Source organism: Bacteroidota bacterium (assembly GCA_030017895.1).
Classification (GTDB): Bacteria; Bacteroidota; Ignavibacteria; order UBA10030; family BY39; genus JASEGV01.
In genome coordinates this window covers 1-25,236 of sequence record JASEGV010000048.1, presented here as the reverse complement: position 1 = coordinate 25,236, position 25,236 = coordinate 1, and the positions used below count along the sequence as shown (strand labels likewise).

The following is a 25,236-nucleotide window of genomic DNA, read 5'->3' as shown; positions in this document are numbered from 1 at the left end:
GTTTGTAAACGGTGCATATATAGGCGCCCCTGCAAGTTATACATTTGAGAATATAACATCCAACCACACGATACGGGTATTATTTGCACTACAAGCTTTCGTAGTAAATTTACGAACATACCCAGATAGTTTATTTTTTATTGCCGATGGTATTCAGTATCAAAGTCCTCAACAATTTTATTGGTTATATAACTCGAATCATACAATCAGCGCCATCGATTCACAAATAAGAGTTACTGATGTTCGGAATATTTTTTCACAATGGAGTGATTTGGGAAGTCGGACACATACCGTTACAATAAGAAACGATTCGAGCTTCACAGCAATATATCGTTCACAATATTATCTAACTATGTTGGCTGATAGCGGCGGTTCGGTAACACCTGCAAGTGCATGGCAAGATAGCGGCAAGATTGTTTCGATCCGTGCTTTTGCACCGCAAGGTTTTAAATTTTTGAATTGGGTAGGAATTGGTATTGGTTCATATTCCGATACACTTAACCCGGCTAATATTGTCGTGCTTTCACCGATACGACAGGTTGCAAAATTTAATAGATACATTGCGAACGTAACTATTCAATCCAATCCAGTAGGTCTTTCTATCCTCGTTGACGATACACTTCATACAAGTCCACGTACTTTTAGATGGATGACCGGTTCAATTCATACTATCAGTACAATCGATACACAGTATGCAGGTACATCAACACGAAATTTGTGGAATAGTTGGAGTGATGGTGGAACGCGAACTCATAATGTAGTTCCCTTAAATGATTCCACATTTATAGTTAATTTTACAACTCAGTACATTTTGACTATGCAGACAAACCCGGGTGGATCCGTAACCCCACCAAGCGGTTGGTACAACAGAGGAACAACAGTAGGGTTAACTGCTATCCCGGAAAACAACTATAGATTTACATCCTGGAGCGGTACGGGGAATGGATCGTATAGTGGCTCTAACAATCCGGCAAGTGTTACAATAAATAATCCGATCACCGAGTTAGCAAACTTTACGCGAAATCCAATCCAAATAACTATCAGTACAGTACCTCAAGGACGATCTTTTATTTACAACGGACAAACATATACAGCAACACAAACGCGTAGTGTTGATCCCGGTTCACAACAATCACTTGGTGCACCGTCGCCTCAACCAGATGTTTCACCCGATAAGCAATTCATTTGGTCAAGCTGGAGTGATGGAGGTGCTCAGAGTCATACAATTATGCCTAGTACTGATTCAATTTTCATCGCATATTTTAAGACTCAATATGCAATCACAGGAACACCTTTGCCAACCATCGCCGGTACGATTAGTCCCTCCGGCAGAAGATTTTATACCGAAGGCGATACAATACAATTGCTCGCAACACCTAATAAAGGTTATGTCTTCACAGGATGGTCGGGAGCGATCACATCCACAAACAATCCGCTGGCGATTATTGTTGATGGCTCAAAATTATTAACAGCTAATTTTGTAGAGGCAGTACAAGTTACAGTTACTACTACTCCAGTTGGTCGAAGAATAATTGTAGATGATTCAACATATATAAGTCCGAAAATTTTAAACTGGATTCGTGGTTCCAGTCATACAATAACTGCTATTTCACCACAAAGCGACACAGTAGGAATTGAGTATATCTGGACATCGTGGAGCGATACTGGTACAATCTCTCATGTCGTGGCACCCAATACGGACACGACTTTCAGAGCATTTTTCTCAACTCGTTATTTTTTAACTATGGAAGCCTCTACTGGTGGTACGGTTATACCTTCAAATAATTGGCATACAAAAGGCGATACTGTTACTATTGTAGGATTTGCAGACTCAACTTATATATTTAGTTCTTGGGTAGGATCTGGAAGTGGTTCATATTCGGGTAATAGTAATCCGGCGATTGTAATAATGAATTCCCCTATTAACCAACACGCTATTTTTGGTCGTTTACTCCCCCCCCCAGATCTTACGGGAATTCCTAACGGTGCATCTGGTATTTCTACAAATCCAATAATTAGTTGGTTCAGATATCCTGGTGGTGCTTCTTACAACGCACAAGTATCAACCGATTCAAGTTTTACCGATACTTCAAAATTCGTTTTCAATTCAGTTGCTATTGCTGATACGTTTATTCAAGTTCCTAATTTAGCAAATCTTAAAAAATATTTCTGGCGGGTTAATGCTAAAGTTGGGCAAGATATCACTAAGTTTTCCTCCGTCCGAAGCTTTACAACATTAAATGCAAACATTACCGTTGATTCACCAATAATGAATTGGGCGACCAGCTTTAAATACGATACAAAATGGAGAAGCGAGAACCTGAGCGGCAATGTCAATATTAAATTATCTATCGAAAATGGAAATACTTACCTTTTGTTAAAACAAAATCAAGCAAATACAGGACTATTTTCATGGCGAGTACCTGATACTCTGATTCAAAACCAAAGTATCGTCTTGAAATGTAAACTCCGAATCGAATCTTCCAGTAACGATGTTGTTTTTAGTGAGAGCGGTGAATTTTCTATTGTCTATGGCAGATTGCCAAATACTGTACGAATGTCCACGACAGTCCCTTATCCCACTGCACAGTTTAATTCTACCGATTATAGATTGGTGAGCGTTCCCGGATTAGTTGATTCATTAAAATTTTCAAATATAGTTACCGGAACCCAAAAATTTGATTGGAGAATTTTCGCAGACAACGGCAACAACGAAAATTTCCTCCAGGAATTATCGACAAATTCTTCACTCAGAACCGGTGAAGGATATTGGTTTATTAAGAATAATAATTTGGAATTTACAGGGTTCGATATTTCAATACCAAAACTTGATAGTACAGCTTTTTATAGTATTTCGCTCCATCCAGGATGGAATATTATCGCGAATCCGTTTGATAAACTGATAACCTGGCAATCGATTCTTTATTCTAATAATATCTCATTCGCAAGTCAATTACACAGTTACAACGGTTCTTATAAACAGGAATCAACATTAGAACCGTTTAAAGGATATTATTTCTTTAATTTAAATAATCTAACAACGTTAAAAATTCCCTACCCATTCGGCTGGATTGGTAGCAATAAAACTAATGAGGCGGACATTCTTTGGAAGGTGCAAATAATTTATGAAACTGAATTGAATCGTGATCCCGAAAATTTTGTGGGCATAGCATCATCTGCTAAAATTGGAGAAGATTCACTTGATAGCCGTAAACCTCCACTTTTTATGGACCAGAGTTTCCTGTATTTCGAGCGGAAGGATTGGGACAATACCTTTAGCAGATTCAGTTCCGATTTGCGTCCGTCTCTCGGTGATGGACAAGTTTGGAATTTTGATATTTCGAATCCCAAAAAATCACAGGGTACGATTCATTTCTATGGAATTGCACAAATTCCAAAAGAATACGAGGTTATACTCGTCAATGAAACGAACACTACTCCATTCAACCTGCGTGGACAGAGTTCTTATGGCTTCAACGCCGTTCAAAAATCAACACCGTTTAAGTTGATAATTGGTACAGCGAAATTTGTAGAGGATGAAATTTCAATGATGATTCCTGATGTTTTTGAACTTTCACAAAATTTTCCAAATCCATTCAACAGCAGCACGACAATTAGCGTAAAGTTACCGATAGATTCGGAACTGATGATCGAAATTTTCAACACACTTGGACAAAAAGTGATAGTGCTGACCCATGGACGTTATCCTAAAGGAGTACACACTTTTTCCTGGAATGGAACTGATTCCAATGATCAAATCGTCCCGACCGGTATTTATTTTTATAGAATGTCCGCAGGGAAAGAAATCCTTCTCACGAAAAAAATGATATTAATAAAATAGGTGAAACTATGATTTTTAAATATATTAACAACAAATGCCGCATAATCACGATATGCATGATTCCGATTTTGATTACCTTTTTCGTGACCGAGGCTTCATTTTCGCAAGACAAGTCAGACGAATTACCAATCGGTACAAATTTAAAGTGGATAACTAAAAGCGACATTATCATCATACAGTATGATTTAGTAGGCTCTGCTAAATCTAAGTATGAAGTAAGTGTTGTGATGAAAAAGGAAGATGACCCAACATTTAATATCAAACCGCTTACAGTTGAGGGCGATATTGGCGAAGGTTATTACGCAGGTGAGAACAAAGAAATTCGTTGGTATTACCGACGCGATTTCCCACAAGGATTTAGCAAAGAAGGATATTATTTTGAAATATATGTGAAGCCCGTTGCCGAATCGAAAACCTGGCTGTATTATGTTTTAGGTGGAATAGCTGCAACTGCAGGAATTGTTGCAATCGTTACATCTAAAGGTACGGATGAACAAAAACCTAAAGAATTACCATACCCACCTACCCGACCATAATTATTAAATAAGAAATAAATAAAATGGCTTTCTCAAATAACATATTAGAAATCGATACAAAACAAACTATCGAAAAAATAACTTCATCAATTCGCGAGCAAATTTTAAAAGTGCTGAAACGACGAGGTGTCGTGATTGGAATTTCAGGCGGTGTCGATAGTTCGGTCTGCGCCTCTCTCTGCACTTTAGCATTGGGTAAAGAAAATATTTTTGCTATCCAGATGCCAGAACGCGACTCATCTCCCGAATCTGCCTCGCTTGCAAATTTGCTTGCGAATCAATTAGGAATTAAAATGGTTACTGAAGATATTACTCCAATTCTTGAATCTTCGGGATGCTATCAGCGACAAATTGAAGCGATTCAGGAGTTATTTCCGGAATATAATTCGAAATGGAAATGTAAAATATCCATCCCTTCTATTCTCGACGGTAATCGTTTAAATATTTTTCGCCTCACTGTCGAATCCCCTGACGGACAACAGACGGCAAAGCGGATGTCTCCTCAAACTTACTTAAAACTTATTGCTGCAACTAATTGGAAGCAAAGAACGAGGAAAGCAATCGAGTATTATTATGCTGACAGATTGAACTATGCAGTCTGTGGAACACCGAACCGTTTAGAATATGATCAAGGTTTTTTTGTTAAAAATGGAGACGGAAGCGCCGACTTCAAGCCAATTGCACATTTGTATAAAACTCAAGTCTATGCACTAGCAAAAGCATTAGGGCTTCCTGAAGAGATTTATTCAAAACCTCCTACAACCGATACATATTCACTCTCGCAAACCCAGGAAGAATTTTTCTTCTCATTATCGTACGATAAATTGGATTTGTGCTTGTATGCTTATAATTATAACATCCCTGAGAACGAAGTCGCCATGGCAATCGGATTAGAGGAAGATCAAATAGAACGAGTTTACAAAGATATCGAATCAAAACGGAGAGCAACACGTTACTTACACACTCCCCCTTTGTTGGTTGAGCCAATTTCGGAAATTATAAAAATCTAATATGTGCGGAATAGCTGGAATTATTAATTTAACCGAAAACCATCCGCCACCATCTGTAGAATTTCTTAAAAGTATGATTGGCACACTTTCGCATCGTGGTCCTGATGAATTCGGTTATTACAGAGATTTGAACGCTGGTATGGCTCATGCTCGTTTATCAATTATTGATTTGACTACGGGACAGCAACCCCTATGTAATGAGGATGAAACTCTTTGGATTACATTTAATGGAGAAATTTTTAATTACATCGAATTACGTTCGGAGTTGGAAATATTTGGCCACCGCTTCAAAACTAAATCTGATACTGAAGTTGTAATTCATGCCTACGAGAATTGGGGAGATGAGTGCTTCAAAAAGTTTAACGGACAATGGGCTGTTGCTATTTGGGATTCTCGACGCAAAAAGCTCGTCCTATCGAGAGACCACGTGGGCATCCTTCCACTTTATATCAAAGAGGAAAACAATCGGGTATGGTTTGCGAGTGAAGTTAAAGCAATCTTTGCAGATCCTTCTGTAACCCGCGAAATAAATGCAATAGCTCTCGACCAAATTTTTACGTATTGGGCTCCCATTGCTCCTGAAACAATTTTTTCAGGAATTGAGGAATTAAAACCGGGAACTATTCGGATATATGAGTATGGTAAGAACAAAATTGATAAAAGATATTGGCAGCCTACCTTTCCGGAGAAGGATAAGTTTTCTCCAAGAAGTTATTCTAATATTACTGAAGCGACTCAACAGTTAGAAGAAAAACTTTTAAATGCAACAAAACTTCGGATTATGCGAGCTGATGTGCCGGTAGGAAGTTACCTCTCTGGCGGGTTAGATAGCTCGTTGGTAGCTTGGATGGGTCGAAAAGTTAAGCAAGGTGAATTTCGCACTTTTTCAATCCGTTTCGAAGATGCAGAATTTGATGAAACAAAATTTCAGCACATGTTAGCTGCAACTTTGGAAAGCAAGCATGAAGAAATTGTTGTTACTAAAAAAGATATTGCTGATTATTTCCCGGAAATTATAAAACATACCGAGCGACCCATTTTAAGAACGGCTCCGGTTCCTTTATTTATATTATCAAAACTTGTAAACAACTATGGTTTTAAAGCTGTAATAACCGGTGAGGGGGCTGATGAATTTCTTGCGGGCTACGACCTCTTTCGCGAAGATAAAATTCGCCGGTTTTTGGCAAATCAACCCATGTCAAAAATCCGTCCGCTTCTATTCGAACGCCTATATCCATACCTTGCCCGGTCTCCGATGCATGCCAAAGGGATCTCAATAGAATTCTGGAAACGTGGTTTCGATAATTTGAATAAATTTGACTTTTCGCATGTCCCACGTTGGACAACCACCGCAAGTTTAAAGAAATTCTTTTCGGCTGAGCTGCAAGGTCAATTACAAACTTTACCAAAACCTGATATTTCAGATGCATTGCCAGAGGAGTTTGCTGATTGGGACACCCTGTCGCGTGCACAATTTTTAGAAATAATTACTTTATTTTCAGGTTACATAATATCTTCTCAGGGCGACAGAATGCTGATGTCGCACTCGGTTGAAGGAAGATTTCCATTCCTCGATATTGATGTTATAGAATTTTGCAACAATCTCCCATCCGATTATAAGCTCATTGGACTAAACGAAAAATATATATTGAAGCGGGTAGCAAAAGGAAAAATTCCTGATGAAATTATCGAGAGGAAAAAGCAGCCCTACCGCGCACCGGATGCAATCTCCTTTTTAACTAACAGCAGTAATCAATATGTTCAGGAGATGTTTTCAGAAAACTTACTTAAATCATTCGGTTTGTTTGATGTAAAAACTTCGAGGGGGCTTTTCAATAAAGTAAGCAAAATAATTAAGGAGGGAAATTATTCATCTGTTAGTAACTCGGATAACATGGGCTTTATAGGAATTCTTTCAGCTCAATTGCTGGTTCAGAGCTATATAAAAGAAAATCCTTCAATTAGAAATAATAATTTCAACTTTTCAACAATCATCGATAGAGTACAAGGAATATGAATAAAGAAGAAATCGGAAAAACTGTAAGCAATTTTATAAGCAAAAATTTTTTATTTAATCAAGAGAAAAAGATTGACAATACTGTTTCTCTGCTTGGCACTGGAATAATTGATTCAATGGGAACACTTGAGTTAATTTCATTTCTCGAATCTAATTATAACATCCGATTTGATGACGAGGAATTAGTTGCTGAAAATTTTGATTCTATAGAAAAGATCAAAGAATTCCTCAGTTCAAAACTTAATCATTCTGCTATGTGATTTTTATTCTCTACCGTAGCTTCCCTTGCTAAGTATAATTCCTTAAGTTTTACCCTATCCGGTTTACCGGTCGAAGTTTGGGGTACACTATTAATTAACCAGATATCCGAAGGTATCATGTAATCCGGCATCTCTGTTTTACAGTAAGCTAATAGTTTATTACTATTAAAAGTCGAAGGGTCGCGTGGCATTATTGCCGCAATAATACTTTGTTCGATTTCATTTTTTGGAACTGCAAAAACCACAACATGAGCCAACATATCCGATGCAAATAAAAATGCTTCAATTTCTTCAGGACTGACCCTTACACTGTGACTTTTAATCATCTGGTCTTTTCTTCCGACATAATACAAATAACCCTCTTCATCCATCTTCGCATAATCACCGGAAAAAACGACGCGCTCTTTATACACACCGCCGTGTTCGGGCAAATCTAAATATCCAAAACGCTCAGCAGTATTTTTATCATCGCGCCAATATCCTAAAGCAACACATGCCCCTCGATGGACAACCTCTCCTACCTCACCCGCTTTACATTTTTCTCTATTTTCATTCAATAAAAGAATTTCAACATTTGGTATTGCACGCCCCATTGAAGTTGGTCGAACATCCACTTCGGTCGGCGGAAGGTAAGTTGAACGGAACGCTTCAGTTAAACCGTACATAAGATAAATCTGAACGCGTGGATGGCATTTACGGAATAAACGGGTTAAACTTTCGGGCATTCGTCCACCAGAATTTGTAATATAGCGCAAACTTGGAAATTGTTTTTTAATAAAAGGAGACCTATCGTGCGCGAGTTGCTGCCATAATAATGGAACTCCAGCCATACCGGTAATATTTTCGGTCAATAGCGTTTTACAAATATCTGCCGGGAAAACTGAGTTTTGTATTACAAGAGTCCCCTCCACTAACACGACCGTCAATAATTGATTAAGTCCATAATCAAAACTGAAGGGCAGCAAGCTTAAGATTATATCGTTATGGTTTAACTTTAAATAATCGGATATAATGTATGCACCTGATATTAAATTTGTGTGACTTAGAATTACCCCTTTCGGCATTCCGGTCGAGCCGGATGTGTAAATAATTAATGCGACATCTGAACCTATCACTTTCGGATAATTTACATTTCCCGATTCGGTAAACTTTTGATCGATTCGGACCACTGCTTCTTTTGTTAATGATGTAGCTTCAAGAGATGAGAACATTTTTTCGTTTGAAATGATTAGTGAAGCTCCAGAGTGGTCGATTATATAATTCACCTGTTGTTTTTTAAGAACATCATTTATGATAACACCGATGCATCCGTTCAGCCATGTTGCAAATAGCGCTACTACAGCGTCAATCGATCGTGGAAGATAAATTGCTATCCGGTCGCCTTTCTTCAAACCTTTGTTCGAAATAAATGAGGCAAACTTATTTACCTTATCTTGTAACTCGGAGTAAGTTACTTTCTCATTGTTCTCAATTAAAACAACCTTTGATGCAAATCCTATGTCGTATTTATTAATTAAATCGCACGTTGTGTATAGCATATATTATCCTTGATATCCTTTTATAAAAACCATAAATCGCCTTCCAAACGGGTATGATGTGCCTCGTTAGAATGTAAAGCATTAATTATTTCCGGGTTTCTGGAATGAGCTAACATCCAATTTCGTCCGGGCATGAAAAGGCAGTATTTGTTACTAAACTCTTTCATGAATTGTGGATCAATTCTTCCACATAATTCAACCGACCCTTTTTTCCAAGCGTTGTAGAAAAGATGATCAAGAATTGTATTGATTGAATCTTTACGAGCAATTATTTGAAGCACTTCACTTCTACCCTTTGGTTTTAAATTATAAAGATACCAACCGAGAATTTTATTATCGGTATCACGCACTAAAGTCTTTTGAAACACTCCGAATCTCTCTTCCTGTGTTAGTCGGGCAAATAGCCAACTCAACGATTCTGCGGTATAAACTGGGAATAATTTTTTATCTTTATTAAAATTAGGAAGATTCTGAAGAAATTCAACAGTGGTCAATTCCTCGCTTATTACATTTGGTAATTTAAAATGAAAAATTTTAGACGGAAATTTATTTACAATTGAATCTAATGTAGCCCATAGCGGATTTACATTAGCAAATGAATGTAAGATCGATTTTTCTTTTTTTAGAAAAGAAGAAGCAAAACTTAAAGGTCTGAGAACCCGCCGCCAATAAATACTATGTGTATAAATTGTTGTACCACCAAACCTGCCCCAAATCGGTTTTGCAAGATCTATCGCCATATCGGTAATCGAAAGGTCTTGCGGTCCTTCTAAAAATTTTTTAAATAATTGTACGCTCGCTAATGCAGTCCGGTCGACCATTAAATGTTGACCAACAGCAACTGTTATGATTTGTCCATTAAATGAAAAATGGCGAGGCACAACACATAAAAATCCGGTTACCCTACCATCGTTTTCTTCGTAGACCAGCGAGCTTATATCCGGATGATGCCAGGGATTTCGAAAACAAACTTCCGCAAACAAGAATTCCTGCTTTTCGCGGGATAAGCTCGAACTACCGGGGAAGAGCCTGATATTGAGATCAATTACCTGAGGTATATCTTGATTATTAAAAGTTCTGATTTTACCCATTTGATCTATTTTTATTTATTTTTCAGCTACGTTAATTGATGTAAATTTAAATAAAGAAGAAATCAATATCAAGTTGTGAAATAAGAAATCTGTGGCAAAACCGACGTGAATTTCCAAAAGAATTTAGTCACGAAGGATATCATTTAAAAATACTTGTTAAATCGAAAGAATTTCCATATCCCTAAACCCAAGCCTAATAAGTTGACCGGTAACACGACCGTCTTTAAGTATACTGAGTAAAAATATGAATTGATAATTTTTGTAAATATTGATCTCCACGCCGAGTTAATTATGCTACAGATTTTTAAAAATAATTAAAAAAAATGATCCAAATATTTTGTTTTTAAGTAAATATAAACGTTTTTTATTAATATTCCTTTGTATGATTTATAGCACACTCCTTGTTATTTTTATTGACATTATGGATAGATAATGTTATATTTTAAAAAAAAATCTTAATAACTATGGAGAATATTTAAATGAATAATTTACTTAAAATCTTTTTTTTGTTAATTATCAGTTTGACTATACTTAACCAAGCACTCACCCAATCAATACAAAATAATTTATGGGTTACGAACGGTGAGGTAACAGCAACAGCTACCTCAGGCAATACTGTTTACATCGGAGGGAGTTTTACATTAGTTGGACCCGTAACAGGACGTGGAGCCGTCATTGATGTAAACACATCCCGAGCCGATACTGATTTCCCTAAAGTAAATGGAGATATTTATACTGTTACCTCGGACGGTTCCGGAGGATGGTATATAGGAGGCGTTTTTACTTCGGTAGGTGGTGTAACGCGAAATCGAATTGCCCACATACTACCGGATAAGTCCTTAAACCTGAACTGGAATCCAAATTCAAATGCTTCCATAAATGATATAGTTGTTTCTGATACAACTGTGTACGTTGCTGGAATTTTTACAAGCATTGGAGCTGCAACTAGAAATAGGATAGCCGCACTTAATGCCGTTACAGGACTTGCTTCAAGCTGGAATCCTAACGCAAACGCTTCAGTAAGTGCTTTAGTTGTTTCAGGTTCAAGCATATATGCTGGAGGTTCGTTTACCAACATTGGTGAAGCAACTAGAAACTATATCGCAAAAATTGACCTAACAACTGGCAATGCAACAAACTGGAATCCTAATGCGGATAGCATCGTTAGTACTATTGCAATTTCTGGTTCTTCAGTGTTCACAGGGGGAAGATTCACGAACATAGGTGGTGGGAACAGAAACTATATCGCCGAATTGGATTCAACAACGGGAAATGCAACAAGCTGGAATCCTAATGCAGATTATTTTGTCGAGACAATAGCTTTTTCAGATTCTTCCGTTTATGCGGGTGGAAGATTCACAAACATTGGCGCTCAATCGCGCAATTATATTGCTGAGATCAATCAATCGAACGGAAGTGCAACGAATTGGAATCCTAATGCGAATGCCCCAGTAAGTGAAATTGTTTTTTACGGATCAAGATTATATATCGCGGGTTCATTTACAAACATCGGAGGCGTTGCACGAAATTATATTGCCGAACTTGCACTAACAACCGGCAATGCCACAAGCTGGAATCCTAATTCAAATAGTAATGTCTTAGCGCTCGCTGTTTCCGGGACCACAGTGTATGCTGGGGGAACCTTTGTAACAATCGGTAGAATAACAAGAAATAGAATTGCTGCGATTGATGCAACAACTGGAAACGCTACACCTTGGAACCCGAATGCAAATGGTAATGTTTACGCTTTCTTGGTTTACGGCTCAAAAATTTTTGTCGGTGGTGAGTTTACAAATATTGGTGGACTAACAAGAAACAGAATTGCTGCATTCGACATAAACACTGGAAATTTAACAAACTGGAATCCGAATGCAAATGGCAACGTTATGGCACTCGCTGTATTAGACTCAAATATTTATGCCGCCGGATATTTTAATTACATCGGTGGTGGAGCAGATATCAAGATTGCAGCCCTTGATATTAATACTGGTCTTTCAAGAAACTGGAATGTAGATGCACTTGATGATTCCGGTAAAAGTACCGGTGTTGGAGTACTGTCACTTGCTGTCTCTGGTTCAACATTATATTTTGGTGGTACTTTTGAACGATTAGGTCTTGTTACCAATCTCCAACGGAGAAGAATCGCTGCAATCGATGCATACACTGGTAGTGTAAAAGATTGGAATCCCGATGCAGACGCGACAGTGCGTGCCTTAGCCGTTTCAGGTTCTAATATATACGCAGGAGGTAATTTTACTAATATCGGTGGCCAAAATAGAAACCGAATTGCCACAATCGATGCTACTACTGGCAATTCTTCTTTTTGGGATCCCAATGCAAATGGAGTGGTTCATTCAATTATAGCCTCCGGGGCGAGCATATATGTAGGTGGATCTTTCACAAATATAGGTGGAACCAGTCGAAATTATTTAGCAGAAATCGAAACCTCAACAGGATTTTTAACTATTTGGAATCCAAATTTAAATGGATGGGTTAAATCAATTTCGCTTAATACTAATACCGCGAAAGTATATGCAGGAGGAATTTATACATCCGTTGGTGGAGAAACTCGATTCTATTTTTCTGGAATTGATAACCCAGGCGATACGTATTTGCCCGTAACTTTAACTTCATTCACCGCCAATTTTTTACACACTAATGGGACTGTCGAATTAAAGTGGTCAACAATCAGTGAAATTAATAACTATGGTTTCTATGTAGAACGAAGTGCTGAAAATGAGTTAAATTTTGAAGAGATTCCTGAAAGCTTTGTGGAGGGACGCGGGACAACCCTTGAACAACACGAATATAGATATTTTGATAGAACTATTACTTTACCTGGTATTTACTATTACAGATTGCGTCAAATTGACAACAACGGATTATCACACTACAGCAACTCAGTGATGATAAATGTATCTACACTCTATAGTGCAGACGAAACACCTCTCGAATTCAGCCTGAAACAGAATTATCCCAATCCGTTCAATCCAAGTACGACTATTAAATTTTCTTTACCTGTTAAATCGAATGTGAGTCTTAAGGTTTACGATCTGCTTGGCAGCGAAATCAGCACATTAATTTCACAGGAATTACCGGAGGGAAATCACATAGTCCGTTGGGATGCAAAAGAGTTTGCAAGCGGACTCTATTTTTACCGTCTTGAAGCCGGCACATTCACTCAAATAAAAAAACTTATGATACTCAAATAGTATCAAATGCTCGTCTCCGCGAGATTCTGTTTAGCAAGTTCTCTCAATAAGTAGCACCGACTATGTCGTGGCTACTTATTTGACTTTTAAATGCAAGTATTAGATTTTACAATTTTTATCTCTTAATATCTGAAGTTACGCAGAATTGACTTTTTGTCATGTTGAGCGAAGCGAAACATCTAAAAATAGCCTGAATTTGAGGTTTCAGATTCTTCACTTCGTTCAGAATGACTCTTTTGCGTAACTTCAGTAACTAAACAACATCATCAATAACTTTAGGAAAAATTGTTATGGATCGAAGAGCATTTATTAAAAGCAGTATTGGAGCTTCAGCGGCACTTGGGTCTCTGCTTAATTTTGGAAAGTATGAAAAACTTTTTCCAATCACATCAACCACTTACGATCTTATTGCAATTAAAGGAGGCGAGCCGGATATAATGTTCGATAAAGGTATTGAAGCATTAGGGAGTATGAAAACATTCGTTAAGAAAGGACAGACAGTTGTTGTAAAACCTAATATCGGCTGGGATGTACCTCCCGAACGTGCAGCCAATACACATCCAAAATTAGTTTCCCGAATTGTCAAACATTGTATTGATGCGGGTGCAAAGGATGTTTATGTCGTTGACCACACATGCGACGAATGGCAACGAGCTTACCAAAACAGCGGCATCGAAAAAGCTGTAAAAGATGTTGGCGGAAAAATTGTTCCAGGTAATAGTGAAAGCTACTACCAATCCGTAACAATTGCTAATGGTAAATCTTTGAAAACTACCAAAGAACACGAAATTATACTCTCCTCAAACGTATTCATTAACGTTCCCATACTTAAAAGCCATAGCGGAACAACATTAACAATCGCAATGAAAAATTTGATGGGAAACGTGTGGGACAGAAGATACTGGCATCGAACAGATTTGCACCAGTGCATAGCTGATTTTGCTACATACCGCAAACCCGACTTAAATATTGTAGATGCCTATTGGGTAATGAAAGCAAACGGTCCACGCGGCATTTCCATTGAAGATGTAGTAACTATGAAGGCACAATTAATATCAACCGATATGGTAGCAGTGGATGCCGCAGCCGCTAAACTCTTTGGATTGAATCCGGATGACATCGGCTATATCCGATATGCGGCAGAGATGAAGGTTGGGATAAAAGATTTAGATAAACTCAATATAAAACGGATAACTGTGTGAGTCGTCCTAAATTAACTCGTCTCAAAAATATTCGATTTGTAGTTTCTCTTGTTTTTTTTGTTCTCATCAGTCTGTTATTCTTAGATCCGTGGAATAAAATTTCACCGGAATTCACTAACTATGTTGTAGCACTGCAACTGATTCCTGCGCTCCTAAAAATTCTCTTTTATACCGGCGTAACAACCATCGGGCTGATTTTTATTATCCTATTGACGTTTGCATTCGGAAGAGTTTATTGTTCGACTCTCTGCCCAATAGGGACTCTTCAAGACATTGTTATTTATTTAAAAAGAAAAATTAACCTGCGGGAGAGGTTCCAGTATAAAAAATCGCCTTACATTTATCATTATTTATTATTTATTCTTTTAACGATATTTACAGTCGCTGGCAGCACCACGTTATTGAATTTGTTTGAGCCATTCAGTAATTACGGTAGAATTTTAACAAACACCGCAGAACCCCTGATAATTTTAACGAACAACTTTATTTCCAATATTTTAGGAGACTTTCAACTCTATTTTGTATACGTTATCCCTTTACGCAAAATTAGTTTAGATATTCTTGCAATACCCATTTTATTTTTTGCACTCATAGTTTACATGTCGTATTCACAAGGCAGATTATTTTGCAATAGTCTTTGTCCGGCGGGTGCATTATTAGGATTGATCTCCCGGTTTTCAATCTTTAAAATCGTGATCAATGAAACCGCCTGCAACGAATGTGGTGCTTGTGAAAAAGTGTGCAAAGCTAACTGTATTGAAAGCGAAACTAAACGAATTGATTTCGCTTCGTGTATTGGTTGTTTTAATTGCATAAAATCGTGCCCGACGAGCGGTGTTATTTATGCTGGAATCAAATTAAGAAATGCATCAACCTCGCTGGTTGTTTTCAATTCTTCAAGAAGAAATTTTTTTAAGTATAATATTATTCCAGTCGCTGTAACCTCACTACCGGTTATGTCGATAACGGATACAATTGGAATTCAGAGAAACGGGTTTCAAGATGCAAGAAAGCATCCTATTTCGCCTCCCGGTTCTATCAGCATCGAACATTTTAAAAGTTTGTGCACTGCTTGCCATTTGTGCGTAACCTCCTGCCCTACGCATGTATTATATCCAACCTTGTTCGATTATGGGATAGATGGAATTCTACAGCCGAAATTGAATTACGATGCGAGCTTTTGTAACTACGATTGCAACATTTGTACTTTAATTTGTCCAAGCGGAGCTATTCTGCCTGTTGATGTTCCATCAAAAAAATTAATACAAATTGGTAGAACGCATTTTGTAAAAGAAGATTGCGTAGTAATTGATAAGAAAAAAGAATGTGCTGCTTGTGCAGAGCACTGCCCGACAAAAGCCGTTAAGATGGCTCCTTATGAAGGGAAATTAAAACTTCCCGAACTCAACAACGACCTTTGTACAGGATGTGGCGCCTGCGAGTATGCCTGCCCGACTACACCGCGAAAAGCAATTTATGTTCGAAGAAACTCCGTCCATTTACAAGCTATTAAACCAGATGTAAAGAAAAAGGAAGATGTGCCTGAAGGATTAATAGAATTTCCGTTTTAAGGTAACTCAAGTTGATCTCCTTAGTAACGAGAAATAAAAAACTGTTAAAATATACAATATTTTTCAACCGTTTCTCCAAAGGAGTCCGTCGGACAACGGTTTCTGTTTGCAACCGTTCAACTTGAATAAAGTTATTAATTTCACTTCTTCTTTTGAGGGATAAAATCCAATGATACAGAGTTAACACAGTGCCTCACATTTTTGGGAGTGAACCCTTCATCTTCAAACACATGACCGAGATGCCCGCCGCATTTAGAACAAGTAATCTCTACTCGCATACCATCCGAATCAGGCACTCGTTTTACCGCACCGGCGATTTCGTCATCAAAACTGGGCCAGCCACAATCAGAATCGAATTTATCTAACGACCGATACAAAGGTGCACCGCATTGCCGACAGATATATGTTCCTTTTTCTTTATGCTTAACATATTTACCTGTGAACGGTATTTCGGTACTTTTATTAATAATAACTCGTTGCTCTTCAGTAGATAAGGTATTGTACTTCATTTTTGTTTGTCCAAAAGTTAAACTATTCAGTAATATTAAGAGGATTATTATAAACATAATTATTTTTTATTTTTTAGATAGGTATTTCCGGTTTCTTGTAACACTCGAATCATTATTCGAGCACACGCTTCAGAATCAGATGCGGCATCGTGGTGATTGAGCGAGATATCGAAACGGCGGCAAACATCGGGTAATTTTGTTGGATGAATTTTCCAGATTTTTCGTGCAAGCCGCATCGTACACTCGAATTCAGTTGCCGGAAGAGGAAGTCCTGAAGTTGCACAACAAGCATACAAAACTCCTTTATCAAATCCTGCGTTATGGGCAACGAAAAAATCGATGTCTTTCAAAAGATGATCGATCTTTCCCCAAACATCTTTAAACTTAGGTGAGTGCATAACATCTGCCAAAGTAATTCCATGTATATATGTAAAAACCATACTCCTACGAGGTGGGTTAATAAGATGGGCTTCACGAGCAACAATCTTTTCGTTCTCAACTCGTACAAGTCCGATAGCACAAGCACTATCCGGTTGATAATCGGCTGTTTCAAAGTCTATAGCGAGGAAGTTCATAGTATTATCCTAACAAATCCTTGGTAATTGTTCGCCCGATATCATATCCACTACACGCATACTTCCGATAGAAGTTTTCATAATAACTCTTTTGGGGTGCTCGCTCACAACTCTACCAATAATTGCAGCATCTTTTCCGTCGGGGTGATTTTTCATAGCCACCAATATTTTATCAGCGTCTTCCTGCTCGACAAAAGCAATCAACTTTCCCTCATTTGCAACATAAAGCGGATCGAATCCTAATATTTCGCAAGCGGCTCTTACTTCTTCGGAAATCGGAATTGCTAATTCGCCAATCTCGATTCCGACACCGGCTGATGATGCGATTTCATTCAGAGTACTTGCTACACCTCCACGGGTTGGGTCGCGCATAACGTGAATTTTGTTAGAAACTCTTACCATCGCCGACACCAATGAATTTAACGGAAGGGTATCGCTTTTGATTGCAGTTTCAAATTCCAACCCTTCGCGAGCCGACATTATCGCCATACCGTGTTCCGCTAATTTTCCACTGATAATTATTACATCACCGGGCTTGCAATTCTTTGGAGATATTTCAATCCCCGGATATATTTTTCCGATACCCGAAGTGTTGATAAAAATTTTATCCCCTTTCCCGCGGTCAACCACCTTCGTGTCGCCCGTAATGATTTTGATACCGGCTCTTTCACCGGCTTTTTTCATTGAGATTGTAATACGCCACAAATCTTCCAAAGGGAAGCCTTCTTCTAGAATAAATCCTGCGGAAAGGTAAATAGGTTCGGCGCCGCACATCGCTAAATCGTTTACCGTTCCGTTTACTGCAAGTTCACCTATATCACCTCCGGGAAAAAATATAGGTTGCACAACATACGAATCGGTTGTAAATGCAAATCTCTCCTCTCCAATTTCGAACACTGAGCCATCGTGTTGCATATTTAGTAGCTCATTATCGAACTGAGATAAAAACATTTTTTCTATTAGCTGATGCGACAATGTTCCACCTCCACCGTGTGCCATCATAACTTTGTCGTAATCTGTTATCGGCAGTGGACAGGAATAATTGTCAATATTAAATTGTTTGTTTTCTTCCATTTACTTTCTCTATTTATGATAATGAAAATATGCAGCACAGGCACCTTCGGTTGAAACCATTGGTGCACCTAACGGAGATTCCGGTTTACAGAGAGTCCCGAACGCACTGCACTCGGTTGGCTTTTTTAATCCTTGTAATACTTCGCCTGCAATGCACAGCGGCGATTCCTCTTTAGTAATATACTCAACATTAAATATTTTTTCTGCATCAAAAGATGAATATTTTTCTTTCAACCGATATCCGCTTTGTGGAATTGTTCCTATGCCACGCCACTTCCGATCGACAATATCGAATGTTTCTGCAAGAAGTTTTTTTGCAATCGGATTCCCTTCAAGTCGCACTGAACGCGAATATTGATTTTCCACTTCACAACGACTTTCTTCCAATTGTTGAACAGCCATCAAAATTCCCTGCAAAATATCGACCGGTTCAAAACCTGTTACAACGATTGGGGTATTATATTTTTTTGATATCGGCAGATATTCGGAATAACCCATCACAGTACAAACGTGTCCAGCAGCAAGAAACGCCTGAATTCGGCTCGCCTTTGAAGATAACAATGCCTCGATTGCCGGAGGTACCAAAACATGAGCACAAAGGATCGAGAAATTATTTAATTTACGACGTTGAGCTTCAACAACTGCCATAGCATTCGGCGGCGCTGTAGTTTCAAAACCAACTGAAAAGAAAACAACTTTATTCTCCGGATTAGTTTCAGCAATTTTTAATGCGTCTAATGGCGAGTAAACCATGCGCACATCACCGCCGTTTGCTTTCACGTTTAACAAATCTGATTTCGAACCGGGAACTCGCAGCATATCACCATAGGAAGTAAATATCACATCTTTCAGCGAGGCAATAGCGATTGCTTTATCGATCATCTCAAGTGGTGTTACACAGACTGGACAGCCGGGACCATGAACGAGTGTGATGTTCGTAGGCAGCAACTCTTCAATTCCATATTTCAAAATTGTGTGCGTTTGCCCCCCGCAAATTTCCATTATCACCCACGGCCTTTTTGCTGTACTTTTTATTTTTTGAATCAGAACCTGCGCAACTTTTGCATCGCGGTATTCATCTAAGTATTTCATACTGGACTCGTAGTGTTTTGTTTTTCCTCTTCGATCATCAACGCTTCAATTTCAGAAATCATTTTCAAAGTTTCTTCGGCTTCTTTTTCATCGACTATGTTCAAAGCAAACCCTACATGCACAATAACATAATCACCAATTTTAGCTTCAGGTACCCACTCAAGGCATATTTGTTTCATCACACCGCCGAAACTCACTTTAGCCATCCGTAATGAATCGACTTCTTCGATTGTAATGATTATTCCGGGAACTGCAAGACACATTTTATTATTCCTTTATTTTATAATTTATTTTATTCAACGCGATCACTGCTTGTCCGAGCGAAATTCCACCGTCGTTCGGTGGAATACGTTGGTGCCAATAAGGTTTGAAACCTGTTTTTTTTAACAGCATAATTGTTTCTTCTAAAAGTATTGCATTTTGAAAACATCCACCGCTCAAAACTACTTTATACTCGGGAATCATTTGTGCGATCTTTAAAATGATATGAGCCATTGTGTTATGGAATTTCTTTGCAATAATTTCTTGTATAATATTATTTCTGACATCTTCCAATATTTCTTCTATCATCGTTCGCCAGTCAACTTCATATAATTCTTTTTGATGAATATTAAACGAATAGCTGTTTTCTTCAATTGTTGAATCCGCTGCAAATTCCAACATCATTGCGGCTTGTCCCTCGAATGCAGAACTATTCTTAATACCAATCAAAGCTGAAACTGCATCGAAAAGCCTGCCCGCACTTGAAGTAATCGGACAGTTGATGTTCTTTGCAAACATTAGTCTTAGTATTTGTAATTCTGAAGTAGAATAATTATTCATAAAAGGGATAAATGATGGTTTAAAAATTTTATCCCCATAAATTTCATACAATATTCCTAATGCTGCACGACGAGGTTCTTTGATTGCTTGTTCGCCGCCGGGTAATCGAAATTGTTTAAACGTAGCCACCCGATTAAACTCTTTCCCATCATAAATAAAAAATTCGCCACCCCAGATTGTCCCGTCTGTTCCATAACCTGTTCCGTCCCAAGCAACACCAAGCGTATTTCCACTCAAACGATTTTCGGCATAGCACGAAGCAATGTGAGCTTGGTGGTGCTGAACACCGATTAATTCTCTCTTCCCGGATTGAGCATATTTTGTTGAAAGATACTCCGGATGTAAATCGTGTGCAATATGGAGAACATTAGAATTATACATTTTTTCGAAATCTGAAATCACATCCGAGAAGGCTTGATAAGCTTCGTTGGTAGCAAGGTCGCCAATATGTTGACTGATAAATATGCTATTCGAATTTGTAAGAGCAATCGTATTTTTTAAGTGCGCACCAACTGCAATTATGGATGTTGGTTTTGAGAGATTTGATGTTTCAATAAGAATTGGTAGAGGTGCATAACCACGTGCACGACGCAGAACCATTTCCCTGCCGTTAATAATGCGGACGATTGAATCATCTACGTGCCGAACAATCGGGCGATTATGAACTAAAAAATAATCAGCAATCCCACTCAGCCGTTTCAACGCCTGATGTTCGTTAATACACATTAGCTCTTCCGATAAATTACCACTCGTTGCAACAACAGGTTTTACAAGCAGTTTCATTAATAGATGATGAAGCGGAGTATAAGGAAGCATAGCACCCAAGTATGGATTTCCAGGAGCGATTAATTCTGAAATTATTTTTTCAGAGTTCAGCTTTCTCTTCAGCAATACAATTGGAGATTCGGGTGAAAGTAATAAGCGCTCTTCAAATTGGGAAACATCACAGAGCATTTTTATGAAATCGATATTTGGAGACATTAAAGCGAGAGGTTTTTCTTCCCGTTGTTTGCGTTTGCGAAGTTGAGAAACAGCTTCGTTGTTAGAAGCGTCAACAATTAGTTGGTAACCGCCTAAACCTTTAAATGCAATTATTTTACCTTCCTCAATTAGTTCAACGGTTTTTGTGATAGCTTCAAATTTTTCTGAAACCACTTCCCCATTTTTATTCCACAGTTCAATTTGTGGCCCGCATATCGGGCAAGCAGTCGGTTGAGCGTGAAAGCGACGGTCGATGGGATTTTCGTACTCACGACGACATTCTATACACATTGTAAAATTTTTCATTGAAGTGTTCGGGCGATCGTACGGTAATGTTTCGACAATTGAAAAACGAGGTCCGCAATTAGTGCAATTAATAAATGGATAAAGATAGCGGCGGTTTTCCTGATCGAACATCTCGTTCAAGCAATCCTCACAAACGGCGATGTCCGGCAATATGAAAGCAGAGATTTCTGCATCTTGTGTACTTTCCCGGATTTCAAAAGTTTGAAACCCAACCGGATCGAGGAACGAAAATTCTAAACTCGTAATCACTGAGATATTTGGTTTTTCATTCTCTAAACGCATTAAAAATTTATCTAGAACGGACTTTTCACCTTCTGCTTCTATAAAAACTCCTTTAGAAGAATTTAGTACAAAACCATTTAATTTCATCTCTGTTGCAATACGATAAACAAAAGGACGAAAACCTACGCCCTGAACAGCACCACGAATTGCTATGTGTAAACGAATTAACATTATACTCAAATATAAAACGACTGATGATGATTATCAAATTTTACCGGATTGAAAATAAAAAAGCCCGGGAGGAAGTTGCCCGGGCTCGGAGGTTTGTGTTTTTTGTTGTTTGTTGCTATTTATACGGTGGGGAACCGTATTTTTTAATTTTCCATCGCTATTCCTGTAATTTCGTGTAACGAAGTAACACCGGATGTAGCTAAATTGATAGCGGATTGTTTCAATGTGATCATACCATTTTTCAAAGCTAACGTACGCAGTGCATCTTCATCAATTAAATCTTTTGACCTTAATATAACCTGTCGCATTTCTTTCGACATCTTCAGAGCCTCAAAGATACCTATCCGCCCGCGGTAACCCTTAATGCAGCGAATACAACCGACAGGCTTGTAAAACTTTGTTCCTTTAATAATTTCCTCTTCAATACCCAAATCTAAGAGTAACTCATAATTCAAATCTTCATCAACTGTTTTACACCTCTCGCATAATTTTCTTAGTAGTCGTTGAGCAACTATAACATTAATAGTGTAAGCGAGCAAGAAGGGTTCAATCCCCATATTATATAAACGTGTTATGGCGCTGATGGAATCGTTGGTGTGAAGAGTCGAAAAAACTAAGTGCCCTGTATTTGCCAATTTGACTGCAATATCTGCGGACACTTTGTCTCTCATTTCACCGACCATCACAACATCCGGATCGTGGCGTAATAATCCGCGCAGTGCACTTTCAAAATCGAGCTTGTGATTTAGTTTAACTTGCCGGCAACCGTCGATTAAATATTCAACAGGATCTTCGATTGTAACTATATTCAACGCCGGATCGATAATCATTTTAATTGCTGAGAGCTGAGTCGTGCTTTTACCGCTTCCTGTAGGACCTGTGATAACAATTATTCCTTGCGTTTTTCGAATCGATTTATTGAAATTATCCGAGGTGTGTTTATCCATTCCTAATGAATCTAAACCTGCAATAACGTCGCCCCCACGCAAAATCCGAATTACGATAGACTCCAATTTATTTTTCAGGTCGCCCCCATAAATAGGCATAGTAGAAAACCTGAAACGAACTACTTGATTATCCACAGTTCTTTGAGCGAACCCATCTTGAGAAAGGAATTTTTCGAAGCGGTCTAAATTTTTTGCACGGTCTTTCACAACAGCTAAAATTCCCTCAGCACGGACATCTGAGACTGTACTCCAAATCGTTAATCTGCCATCAATTCTAAAGTGAAACTCTGTCCGCAAAGCAGCTCGTGGAACAACGTGAATATCGCTTGCTCCTGTACGAACTCCATCTACCATAATACTTTCAACAAGCTCAGCAAGTTTACCGTGTCCTACAGATTCATCGATTGAACGTTCAAGCTCGCTCTCATATTCCATTTTTGAAACTTGCATGAACTCATCACTGAAATCGAGTCCCCCAGATTTCAAACCTTGATCGAATGCTAATTGCCTCCACAACTCGTTAAATTCGCCAAGAGATATATATTTAATTTCCGCTTTTCGATATTTAAAAGCTTTTGCAACCTTCGAGACGTCAGGGTGTGTCGGGTCGGGTGTAATTACGATTAGCTTATCTACTCCATTGGTGTACAATTCGAAGGGGAGAATTTTTCTCCGAACAGCCAATTCATAAAAAAAGGGGTGCAACGACTGCAAATGCTTTTTGATGAATTGAAGTTTATCCTTGTTCCCAAAAACAGATGTCGCATTTACAGTTTCAAAAGAATAATGCCGCGCAACATATTTGAAGATTACGTCACGATCGACAGCTAAATCTTCAATCAAAATATCTAACAACCGGCGTTTCTGATCGTCCTTTCGATGGATCTCTATAGCACTTGCTACCATTTCCATATTTATAACTTTATTTTTCAACAATAGGTCTATAAATCGTGGTAAAGCATTGACTTGTTTGGATAATTTTGGAGCCGGTGGCTTTAAACTTTCGCTTAAAGCGGGTAGTTCGGAACTCGTTACGGATTCTCCTCCTGAATCGTCAGGTTCATCAATTTTGATTTCTTTTTCAATTTGATGATTGATAAGGTCGGTAAATACCACACCCGTTGGCATCTGATCATTCGAAGAATTTCCCTCGTATTCTACAAATTTCAGGGGCGTGCTGTCACTAATAAATTCGTCAGATTCTTTCAAATCTTCAAATTTTTCAACAAATTTATCTTCTTTATACATTTTTATTCTCTTAAGTTATGTGGCTTTTATCTGCTCACATTATAACTAATAGCATTGCTCGTTCATGTGATATTGCACAAGAGGCGTGATTGAACGCACACGTTTGGGAGACTGGAACTAAATATATCAGAAAGTAAAATATTGAGCTATACTTTATGAATGTGTTGCCAAATGGATTAAAATGTCTTTGCGAGGAGTCGGTCAGCCGACGGACGACGAAGCAATCTCTTATTATTGAGTTGATTTCGAGAGTGAGATTGCATCGCTACGTTCGCAATGACTATTCGGCAACACGCTCTTTAAATATTGATAAATTTAAAGCTATTTCAACGATTTCGGGATGTTGTATCAAACTCATTACAAGATTAGCATCTTCTTCAAAGTCGTAGAAATATCCGGGCTGGAACAGGACATTCGAGTTAAGAAGAAATTTTTCCACCCACTCATCATCAGTGCGAATTTTCGGAAGTTTTATTATTGCATTCCATCCCCCTTCAACAGACAAAACGGATGACGCTACATTATTTTTGTTGGCTCCCTGCAAAAGAAAATAGTTTTGCCTAACGCGATCCAATATTTTTGATTTTATATGATGGAATTGATTCAGCCAGTAGCGTAGTGAATTTTGAGCAGGTATATTTACCGACAGATATGTATCTGCAATCATTTCGAGCCGCGATAAAGCATCCACGCATTGCCTGTTCGGACCATTAACAACGATCCATCCTAATTTCATTTGAGGCAAACCTAACATTTTTGAAATACCGCTCATTGTAAATGTTAGTACTTCGTATTTCCCGGCAAACGATTCTAGTCTTTGTTCATTATCAGTTATCGCATAATCTAAAAATACTTCATCCGATATTATCGCTAAATTATATTTTGCTGCAATTTCAACTAGTGTTGTGTTAGCCATGAATTGACGGATATAATCTTTTAAGTTTCACCCTT

Annotated in this window: 17 protein-coding genes and 1 pseudogene; 8 read left to right on the top strand and 10 right to left on the bottom strand. The window is 38.2% G+C overall.

Features of this window, described 5'->3' with window-relative positions:
* The 5 genes from QME58_09945 to QME58_09925 form a co-directional block, all read left to right on the top strand.
* Positions 1 to 3,841, top strand: a 3,841-nt coding sequence (locus QME58_09945) for a FlgD immunoglobulin-like domain containing protein (protein MDI6804153.1), incomplete at its 5' end; no start/stop codon positions are given.
* An 8-nt stretch (positions 3,842 to 3,849) separates the two neighbouring features.
* Entirely contained in the window at positions 3,850 to 4,377 is a 528-nt protein-coding gene (locus QME58_09940; protein MDI6804152.1) for a hypothetical protein, read from the top strand.
* Positions 4,378 to 4,400: 23 nt separating this feature from the next.
* The gene (nadE, locus tag QME58_09935) at positions 4,401 to 5,387 is read left to right on the top strand and encodes an NAD(+) synthase (protein MDI6804151.1); all 987 of its coding nucleotides are present in this window, start codon (positions 4,401 to 4,403) and stop codon (positions 5,385 to 5,387) included.
* 1 nt (position 5,388) lies between these two features.
* Positions 5,389 to 7,404, top strand: a complete 2,016-nt coding sequence (gene asnB, locus QME58_09930; GenBank protein MDI6804150.1) for an asparagine synthase (glutamine-hydrolyzing) — start codon at positions 5,389 to 5,391, stop codon at positions 7,402 to 7,404.
* Positions 7,401 to 7,664 (top strand): acyl carrier protein, encoded by a 264-nt coding sequence (locus QME58_09925; GenBank protein MDI6804149.1) that lies wholly within the window; start codon positions 7,401 to 7,403, stop codon positions 7,662 to 7,664. Before asnB ends, QME58_09925 begins: the two co-directional genes overlap by 4 nt.
* Here QME58_09925 and QME58_09920 read toward each other — a convergent pair.
* Together QME58_09920 and QME58_09915 are read right to left on the bottom strand one after the other, a co-directional pair.
* A complete protein-coding gene (locus tag QME58_09920) occupies positions 7,649 to 9,202 on the bottom strand; it encodes an AMP-binding protein (protein MDI6804148.1) in 1,554 nt (517 codons plus the stop codon). The two genes, QME58_09925 and QME58_09920, sit on opposite strands and share 16 nt — an antisense overlap.
* Before the next feature lie 20 nt (positions 9,203 to 9,222).
* Positions 9,223 to 10,293 carry a hypothetical protein gene (locus tag QME58_09915; GenBank protein ID MDI6804147.1) on the bottom strand — a complete coding sequence of 357 codons (1,071 nt, stop codon included), beginning with the start codon at positions 10,291 to 10,293 and terminating at the stop codon, positions 9,223 to 9,225.
* A gap of 479 nt (positions 10,294 to 10,772) precedes the next feature.
* Between QME58_09915 and QME58_09910 the strand changes: the two genes are divergently transcribed.
* The 3 genes from QME58_09910 to QME58_09900 all read left to right on the top strand — a co-directional run bounded on the left by QME58_09910 (position 10,773) and on the right by QME58_09900 (position 16,278).
* Positions 10,773 to 13,505, top strand: a complete 2,733-nt coding sequence (locus QME58_09910; GenBank protein MDI6804146.1) for a T9SS type A sorting domain-containing protein — start codon at positions 10,773 to 10,775, stop codon at positions 13,503 to 13,505.
* A gap of 290 nt (positions 13,506 to 13,795) precedes the next feature.
* Positions 13,796 to 14,707: a DUF362 domain-containing protein gene (locus QME58_09905; GenBank protein ID MDI6804145.1), complete on the top strand. Its 912-nt coding sequence runs from the start codon at positions 13,796 to 13,798 to the stop codon at positions 14,705 to 14,707.
* On the top strand, positions 14,704 to 16,278 hold the full coding sequence (locus tag QME58_09900) for a 4Fe-4S binding protein (GenBank protein ID MDI6804144.1): 1,575 nt from the start codon (positions 14,704 to 14,706) through the stop codon (positions 16,276 to 16,278). The genes QME58_09905 and QME58_09900 overlap by 4 nt, the downstream gene beginning before the upstream one ends.
* A gap of 146 nt (positions 16,279 to 16,424) precedes the next feature.
* Here QME58_09900 and QME58_09895 read toward each other — a convergent pair.
* From QME58_09895 to QME58_09860, 8 genes and pseudogenes are all read right to left on the bottom strand, one after another.
* Positions 16,425 to 16,787 (bottom strand): annotated as a pseudogene (locus QME58_09895) (methionine-R-sulfoxide reductase).
* A gap of 59 nt (positions 16,788 to 16,846) precedes the next feature.
* The gene (locus QME58_09890) at positions 16,847 to 17,362 is read right to left on the bottom strand and encodes a 3'-5' exonuclease (GenBank protein ID MDI6804143.1); all 516 of its coding nucleotides are present in this window, start codon (positions 17,360 to 17,362) and stop codon (positions 16,847 to 16,849) included.
* A 9-nt stretch (positions 17,363 to 17,371) separates the two neighbouring features.
* Positions 17,372 to 18,436 (bottom strand): hydrogenase expression/formation protein HypE, encoded by a 1,065-nt coding sequence (gene hypE, locus QME58_09885; GenBank protein ID MDI6804142.1) that lies wholly within the window; start codon positions 18,434 to 18,436, stop codon positions 17,372 to 17,374.
* Positions 18,437 to 18,445: 9 nt separating this feature from the next.
* Positions 18,446 to 19,528, bottom strand: a complete 1,083-nt coding sequence (gene hypD, locus QME58_09880) for a hydrogenase formation protein HypD (GenBank protein MDI6804141.1) — start codon at positions 19,526 to 19,528, stop codon at positions 18,446 to 18,448.
* The gene (locus QME58_09875) at positions 19,525 to 19,791 is read right to left on the bottom strand and encodes a HypC/HybG/HupF family hydrogenase formation chaperone (protein MDI6804140.1); all 267 of its coding nucleotides are present in this window, start codon (positions 19,789 to 19,791) and stop codon (positions 19,525 to 19,527) included. The genes hypD and QME58_09875 overlap by 4 nt, the downstream gene beginning before the upstream one ends.
* Positions 19,792 to 19,795: 4 nt before the next feature.
* Positions 19,796 to 22,090 carry a carbamoyltransferase HypF gene (hypF, locus tag QME58_09870; protein MDI6804139.1) on the bottom strand — a complete coding sequence of 765 codons (2,295 nt, stop codon included), beginning with the start codon at positions 22,088 to 22,090 and terminating at the stop codon, positions 19,796 to 19,798.
* A gap of 143 nt (positions 22,091 to 22,233) precedes the next feature.
* Positions 22,234 to 24,285 (bottom strand): GspE/PulE family protein, encoded by a 2,052-nt coding sequence (locus QME58_09865; protein ID MDI6804138.1) that lies wholly within the window; start codon positions 24,283 to 24,285, stop codon positions 22,234 to 22,236.
* A 280-nt stretch (positions 24,286 to 24,565) separates the two neighbouring features.
* Positions 24,566 to 25,201: an aminotransferase class I/II-fold pyridoxal phosphate-dependent enzyme gene (locus QME58_09860; GenBank protein ID MDI6804137.1), complete on the bottom strand. Its 636-nt coding sequence runs from the start codon at positions 25,199 to 25,201 to the stop codon at positions 24,566 to 24,568.
* Positions 25,202 to 25,236 lie beyond the last annotated feature (35 nt).

Excerpts from the sequence above, each read along its gene's own strand:
- QME58_09940 (MDI6804152.1), top strand. The coding sequence starts at position 3,850 with ATGATTTTTAAATATATTAACAACAAATGCCGCATAATCACGATATGC.
- nadE (MDI6804151.1), top strand. The coding sequence starts at position 4,401 with ATGGCTTTCTCAAATAACATATTAGAAATCGATACAAAACAAACTATC.
- asnB (MDI6804150.1), top strand. The coding sequence starts at position 5,389 with ATGTGCGGAATAGCTGGAATTATTAATTTAACCGAAAACCATCCGCCA.
- QME58_09925 (MDI6804149.1), top strand. The coding sequence starts at position 7,401 with ATGAATAAAGAAGAAATCGGAAAAACTGTAAGCAATTTTATAAGCAAA.
- QME58_09920 (MDI6804148.1), bottom strand. The coding sequence starts at position 9,202 with ATGCTATACACAACGTGCGATTTAATTAATAAATACGACATAGGATTT.
- QME58_09915 (MDI6804147.1), bottom strand. The coding sequence starts at position 10,293 with ATGGGTAAAATCAGAACTTTTAATAATCAAGATATACCTCAGGTAATT.
- QME58_09910 (MDI6804146.1), top strand. The coding sequence starts at position 10,773 with ATGAATAATTTACTTAAAATCTTTTTTTTGTTAATTATCAGTTTGACT.
- QME58_09905 (MDI6804145.1), top strand. The coding sequence starts at position 13,796 with ATGGATCGAAGAGCATTTATTAAAAGCAGTATTGGAGCTTCAGCGGCA.
- QME58_09890 (MDI6804143.1), bottom strand. The coding sequence starts at position 17,362 with ATGAACTTCCTCGCTATAGACTTTGAAACAGCCGATTATCAACCGGAT.
- hypE (MDI6804142.1), bottom strand. The coding sequence starts at position 18,436 with ATGGAAGAAAACAAACAATTTAATATTGACAATTATTCCTGTCCACTG.
- hypD (MDI6804141.1), bottom strand. The coding sequence starts at position 19,528 with ATGAAATACTTAGATGAATACCGCGATGCAAAAGTTGCGCAGGTTCTG.
- QME58_09875 (MDI6804140.1), bottom strand. The coding sequence starts at position 19,791 with ATGTGTCTTGCAGTTCCCGGAATAATCATTACAATCGAAGAAGTCGAT.
- hypF (MDI6804139.1), bottom strand. The coding sequence starts at position 22,090 with ATGTTAATTCGTTTACACATAGCAATTCGTGGTGCTGTTCAGGGCGTA.
- QME58_09865 (MDI6804138.1), bottom strand. The coding sequence starts at position 24,285 with ATGTATAAAGAAGATAAATTTGTTGAAAAATTTGAAGATTTGAAAGAA.
- QME58_09860 (MDI6804137.1), bottom strand. The coding sequence starts at position 25,201 with ATGGCTAACACAACACTAGTTGAAATTGCAGCAAAATATAATTTAGCG.